A 5,321-nucleotide genomic window follows, 5' to 3' on the forward strand; every position below is an offset into this window, starting at 1 on the left:
CTCCACATCCGATGATCCCGGCATGTCCACGCCGCCTTCTCTCGGCAATTTCTGCAGCAGCAATCCATGCGAAACGCTGTCATTGGCCGCAAGCCATAGCCTAGTATCCAGTTGCTCCGAGCGCAGCATGTAATTTTCGATGACCTCCGCGATGGAATCGCCGTCCAGCGGCACAATGCCCTGATATGGCTGCTGCCCCGGTAACTTGTCCTGGGGGTCGAGCGTGATCACGAATCGGCCGTGGCCTTTCTGATTGAGTAATTGTTTCAGGTTGGCGTCTGCATCGATTTTCGTTTCGGCAGATAGTTTGGCGGTCGCACGCAACTGGAGGTTGGAGTCACATTCCACGACCAGCAGGCGTACCGGTCCATCGCCGTGGATCTGCATGATGATGGCGCCGTTGAATTTAAGATTGGCCGACAGCAGCGCCGCGGCTGCGAGCATCTCGCCAAGCAATGCCTTGACCGGTGCAGGATGTTGCTGGCGTGCGAGCACCTGTTTCCAGGTGTCCGAAACGTCCACCAACTCGCCGCGCACCGCGCCGTTATCGAACATGAATTTTTGCAGCGTGTCCATTATCCGATCCGCTTAAGTTGCTGTTTGAACAGTTGGCCGCGTTTGACATAGCTGTCGGCATTCCTGCCGAGCCGCGCCACGTCGTCGTCGCCCAATGTGCGCACCGCTTTTGCGGGTGAGCCGATAATCAGCGAGTTATCGGGAAATTCCTTCCCTTCGGTAACCAGTGCCCCGGCACCGACAAGGCAGTTGCGCCCGATTTTCGCGCCGTTGAGAATCACTGCCTGGATTCCAATGAGAGAGCCATCGCCGATGGTGCAACCATGCAGCATCGCCTGATGCCCGATGGTGACGTTCTTTCCCACTGTCAGCGGAAAGCCCGGGTCGGTATGCAATACGCTGCCCTCCTGCACATTGCTGTTTTCCCCGATGGCAATGAGTTCGTTGTCGCCACGAATCGTTGCTTCATACCAAACGCTTGCGTTGGCTTCGATGCGCGCTTTTCCGATGATGTTGGCCGAGTCGGCGATAAAGGCGGAGGGGTCGATGTCGGGCGCATGTTCGCCCAATTGGTAGATGGCCATGGATAGTCGTAGAATGTGGGGCTCTTAAAAAGACATTTTACCGCCGCCTGCATGAATCCACCGTCATTGATTGATGCCGTTTCCGTCGTGAAAGAGCTGCGCGCGGCAGCGCTGGAATGCTTATGTGCATCCGATGTGATTCGTAAAACCGAGTCTGTGTCGGGATTGCGGTCTGCGTGGATTGCCGGCGGAGTATCGCTCGATCCGCAGCGGGACATTCAGGCAACCATGGATATTCCCGGCCGGCCAGACCTGCCAAGGCTTGTGCCGCCGCTCGAGGTGAAGCAGCGCTCGATGCGCACCCCGGAGGGGCGTGCCGCACTGGTCCATGCATTGGCGCATATCGAATTCAATGCCATCAATCTCGCCCTGGATGCGATCTGGCGCTTCCCCGGGATGCCGCCCGATTACTATACGGACTGGCTGAATGTCGCCGCCGAGGAGGCATTTCATTTCTCCTTGCTATCGGCGCATCTGCAGACGCTCGGATTCTGCTACGGCGATTTTCCCGGCCACGGCAGCTTGTGGGAGATGGCCGAGAAAACCCGTGGCGACGTCCTGGCCCGCATTGCCCTCGTGCCGCGAACCCTCGAAGCCCGTGGCCTGGATGCTTCGCCGGCAGTGCGCGCAAAACTGGCTCAGGCCGGCGATGCGCGCGCGGCGGAAATTCTTGACATCATCCTGCGCGACGAGATCGGCCACGTCGCCGTTGGCAACCGCTGGTACAACTGGCTGTGCCAGACGCGTGGTCTTGATCCGGTCGCGACCTATGCAGCGCTTGCACAGCAGTTCAAGGCACCTTCGCTTCGCGGCCCGTTCAACCTCGATGCGCGCCGTGCCGCCGGTTTTACCGATGCCGAACTGGCTGCCCTTGCCGACTGACCTGGTGCAAAGAAAACGCAGTCTCATTGCCGAAGCGGAAACCAAACCGCAGCGAAACGGTCTCTCCTGATGGAAATCACCGAAACTTGCGTTTTGTGGGAGAAAAAAATGAATACAACGAATTCTTTCCGAAGCATTGCGAAACTGCTATCGCTCGCCTGCCTGATGGCAGCCATGGCAGGTTGCCAGAAAACCGATACGACAGCAGGCGCGGAAGGGCCGGCCGAGACTGCCGGCGCGCAGATCGACAAGGCCGCAGTCAAGGCTGGCGAGCAGTTGAACAAGCTCGCCGAACAGGCCGGAAAAGGGCTGGAGAAAGCCGGCGAGAAACTGCAGAGCGCCGCTCAGGAAGCCCAGAAGAGCGAGCATCAGGAAAAATAGGACGCGCTACCATATTTTTCCGTCTTTCCGGCGAGTGCAGATTCCCAAGTCAACCTGATTTCTTCACCCGGTCCGCCTCCAGAAGGCGTAACACGCGCCGCTGGATTTTCCCGGTCGTTGTCATCGGAAGTTCGTCGATGAACTCGATCTCCTTCGGATATTCATAGGGCGCCAGCTTGCCGCGGACATGCGCCTGGAGTTCCGATATCAACGCAGCATCCCGGTCCGCATTCCGTGGCGTGTCCACAGTCAGCACCACGAATGCCTTGACGATATTGCCGCGTTCGGCGTCGGGCTTGGGAACGACTGCGACGTTCGCCACCGCCGGATGCTTGACGAGGCAATTTTCAATCTCCGACGGGCCGATGCGGTAACCGGCGGCCTTGAACATATCGTCCGCACGGCCCTGGTACCAGAGATAGCCGTCCTCGTCCATCATGGCGAGATCGCCGGTACGGCACCAGTCGCCGGTGAATTTGTTGCGTGTCGCCTCCGGATTCTTCCAGTAGCCAATAAAAAATATCGGATCGGGCGTGCCGTGAATGTCGGTGCGATGCAGGGCAACCTCGCCGATTTCACCGGGTGGTACCGCATTGCCGTCGTCATCGATCACGGCCACGCGGTGGCCGGGATAGGGGCGGCCCATGCTACCGGGTTTGGCAGGCCATTTCTGGGCGCTATTGCCGACGATGTAATTCATTTCGGTCTGTCCGAACATTTCATTCGGGATGACTTTCAGCGCGGTACGGCACCAGTTGAACACCGCGTCGCCGACCGCTTCGCCCGCACTCATGATGGCCCTTAGTTTCAACGAGTACCGTTCGCGCGGTGATGGGTGGGCTTTCATCATCATCTTGAGCGCGGTCGGAAACAGGAAGGTGTTGGTGACGCCGTACTTTTCCAGCAGATAGAACGCCGTGTCCGCCGAAAACCGCCCACGGTAGCCGACGATCGGCATGCCGAAATACAAGGTCGGCAGCAGGGCGTCCATCAGTCCGCCGGTCCAGGCCCAGTCGGCCGGCGACCAGAACACATCCCCGGGCTGCGGAAACCAGTTCTGCGAAGCGACGAAGCCGGTAAGGTTGCCAATGATTGCGGCATGGGGAATTAGCGCCCCTTTGGGTGCGCCGGTTGTGCCGCTGGTATAGATCAGCACCGCAGGATCGCTCGCCGCGGTCACGGCTGGCGTAAAACGGTCATCGGCATTCGCAATTTCCGCATGCCAGTCCAGCGCATCGCCTGCATCCGCATGAACCGCTATCACGTGGCGCAGGGCAGGGCATGCCTCCCGTACCGATGCAAGATTTTCATACCCCGCGCCGTCAACGATCGCAATACCGGCTTCGCTGTTCTGCAGGCGATATTCGAGCGCTTCGGGGCCGAACAGGATGGACAGCGGCATGGCAACGGCGCCGAGCCGGTAGCAGGCAATATGCACAATGGCGGTTTCTGGCCGTTGCGGCAGAATGATGGCGATGCGGTCGCCACGCTGGACTCCGAGTCGTGCAAGCACGTTGGCCAACCGATTGGCTTGCGAATGCAAGTCCGCATAGGTCAGGCTGGAGGCGTTGCCGGACTCGTCCTCGTAATGGATCGCAATCCGGGAGGCGTCGTTTGCCCAGCGCGAACAGCACACCTCGGCGATATTGAACGTGGCCGGTACATGCCAGCGAAAGTCCTGGTAAAGCGATTGGTAGTGGTCACCCGACACGGTGTTGGCGGCGGAACTCATGCGGTCTCCAGTATAATTATCGAACGATCGTTCTATTAATGATTGCTTCGCCATGGCGGCAAAACTATTTGGCAATTCTAAGCCGCCTTGCCCATATCGGTATCCAGGAAACAGCAATGAAATCTTCTCGCTCGGAATTTATCAAGGTCCGCGGCCTTAACTACCACATCCGACATTGGGGAGCGGAGGACGCCCCCAAACTATTCATGGTGCACGGCTGGATGGATGTGTCCGCTTCCTTCCAGTTCGTCGTCGATTGCCTGCGTCATGAATGGCACGTGATCGCACCGGACTGGCGCGGCTTCGGCATGACGGACAAACCTGATGCGGATTGCTACTGGTTTCCGGATTATCTTGGCGATCTGGATGCGATCCTCGACCATTATTCGCCGGAGGATCCGGTCAATCTGCTCGGACACAGCATGGGCGGAAACGTCGTGACCATTTACGCGGGGGTTCGTCCTCACAGGATCAGCAAACTGGTCAACCTGGAAGGTTTCGGGCTGGCAGTCACTCAGCCGGAACAGGCACCGAAGCGCTACGCCGACTGGCTCGACGAATTGCGCCAGCCGCCGCGCATGCGAACCTATACGTCACGGTCCGAGGTTGCCGCCCGATTGCAGAAGACCAATCCGCGCCTGCGGGACGACCGTGCGGAGTTTCTTTCCTCGCACTGGTCTGCGCAAAACGCGACCGGCGAATGGGAAATACTGGGCGATCCCGCGCATAAGTTGATCAGCCCGATTTTGTATCACGTCGAGGAAGTCACGGCCTGCTGGAAGCAGATTGCCGCACCCGTTCTCTGGGTGGAAGCCGACCATACCGATGTGTGGCGCTGGATGGGACCGAAGGAAACGGCCCGCATCGAAATTGACCGCCGTATCGGCTTCATCCCCAAGGTGGAAACCGCAGTGATCAACGATGCCGGTCACATGCTGCATCATGATCAGCCTGAAGCGCTGGCGGGGCTGATCGAGCGCTTTCTCACCTGAAGGGGCCCGCATCCACCGGCGTAAGTCGGCGTACAATGTCCGTTTCCCATACGCCCTGAGTACCATTGCACATGCTTAACGTCGATCTTCATTCCCATTCCACCATCTCCGACGGCCTCTTGCGGCCCGCGGAGGTCGCCGCGCGCGCCAGCGCAAATGGCGTTCAGGTATGGGCGTTGACCGACCACGACGAAATCAGCGGGATTGCGGAAGCCCGCGAAGCCGCAGCGGCGC

The 5,321-nt window shown here is 59.1% G+C and carries 7 protein-coding genes; 4 read left to right on the forward strand and 3 right to left on the reverse strand.

The window, feature by feature from the left end:
* Together hslO and V7080_RS23750 are read right to left on the reverse strand one after the other, a co-directional pair.
* On the reverse strand, nt 1-579 hold a 579-nt coding region (gene hslO / locus V7080_RS23745), incomplete at its 3' end, for an Hsp33 family molecular chaperone HslO (protein WP_334190856.1).
* Nucleotides 576-1,100: a gamma carbonic anhydrase family protein gene (locus V7080_RS23750; RefSeq protein ID WP_334190851.1), complete on the reverse strand. Its 525-nt coding sequence runs from the start codon at nt 1,098-1,100 to the stop codon at nt 576-578. The genes hslO and V7080_RS23750, both read right to left, overlap by 4 nt.
* 51 nt (nt 1,101-1,151) lie before the next feature.
* On the opposite strand from V7080_RS23750, the gene V7080_RS23755 reads away from it, so the two are divergent.
* Entirely contained in the window at nt 1,152-1,982 is an 831-nt protein-coding gene (locus V7080_RS23755; protein ID WP_334190852.1) for a ferritin-like domain-containing protein, read from the forward strand.
* A gap of 108 nt (nt 1,983-2,090) precedes the next feature.
* Nucleotides 2,091-2,363, forward strand: a complete 273-nt coding sequence (locus tag V7080_RS23760; protein WP_334190853.1) for a hypothetical protein — start codon at nt 2,091-2,093, stop codon at nt 2,361-2,363.
* Nucleotides 2,364-2,412: 49 nt separating this feature from the next.
* Here V7080_RS23760 and V7080_RS23765 read toward each other — a convergent pair whose 3' ends face one another.
* Nucleotides 2,413-4,095 carry an acyl-CoA synthetase gene (locus tag V7080_RS23765; protein WP_334190854.1) on the reverse strand — a complete coding sequence of 561 codons (1,683 nt, stop codon included), beginning with the start codon at nt 4,093-4,095 and terminating at the stop codon, nt 2,413-2,415.
* A gap of 116 nt (nt 4,096-4,211) precedes the next feature.
* On the opposite strand from V7080_RS23765, the gene V7080_RS23770 reads away from it, so the two are divergent.
* Together V7080_RS23770 and V7080_RS23775 are read left to right on the forward strand one after the other, a co-directional pair.
* Nucleotides 4,212-5,087: an alpha/beta fold hydrolase gene (locus V7080_RS23770; RefSeq protein ID WP_334190855.1), complete on the forward strand. Its 876-nt coding sequence runs from the start codon at nt 4,212-4,214 to the stop codon at nt 5,085-5,087.
* 71 nt (nt 5,088-5,158) lie between these two features.
* Nucleotides 5,159-5,321 (forward strand): PHP domain-containing protein (locus tag V7080_RS23775; protein ID WP_334190857.1); only part of this gene is annotated, 163 nt, incomplete at its 3' end.

It is taken from the genome of Noviherbaspirillum sp., assembly GCF_036846085.1.
Classification (GTDB): Bacteria; Pseudomonadota; Gammaproteobacteria; order Burkholderiales; family Burkholderiaceae_D; genus Noviherbaspirillum.

Bases quoted from the DNA above. Each gene is read 5' to 3' on its own strand.
- V7080_RS23755 (WP_334190852.1), top strand. From the start codon at position 1,152: ATGAATCCACCGTCATTGATTGATGCCGTTTCCGTCGTGAAAGAGCTG.
- V7080_RS23750 (WP_334190851.1), bottom strand. From the start codon at position 1,100: ATGGCCATCTACCAATTGGGCGAACATGCGCCCGACATCGACCCCTCC.
- V7080_RS23760 (WP_334190853.1), top strand. From the start codon at position 2,091: ATGAATACAACGAATTCTTTCCGAAGCATTGCGAAACTGCTATCGCTC.
- V7080_RS23765 (WP_334190854.1), bottom strand. From the start codon at position 4,095: ATGAGTTCCGCCGCCAACACCGTGTCGGGTGACCACTACCAATCGCTT.
- V7080_RS23770 (WP_334190855.1), top strand. From the start codon at position 4,212: ATGAAATCTTCTCGCTCGGAATTTATCAAGGTCCGCGGCCTTAACTAC.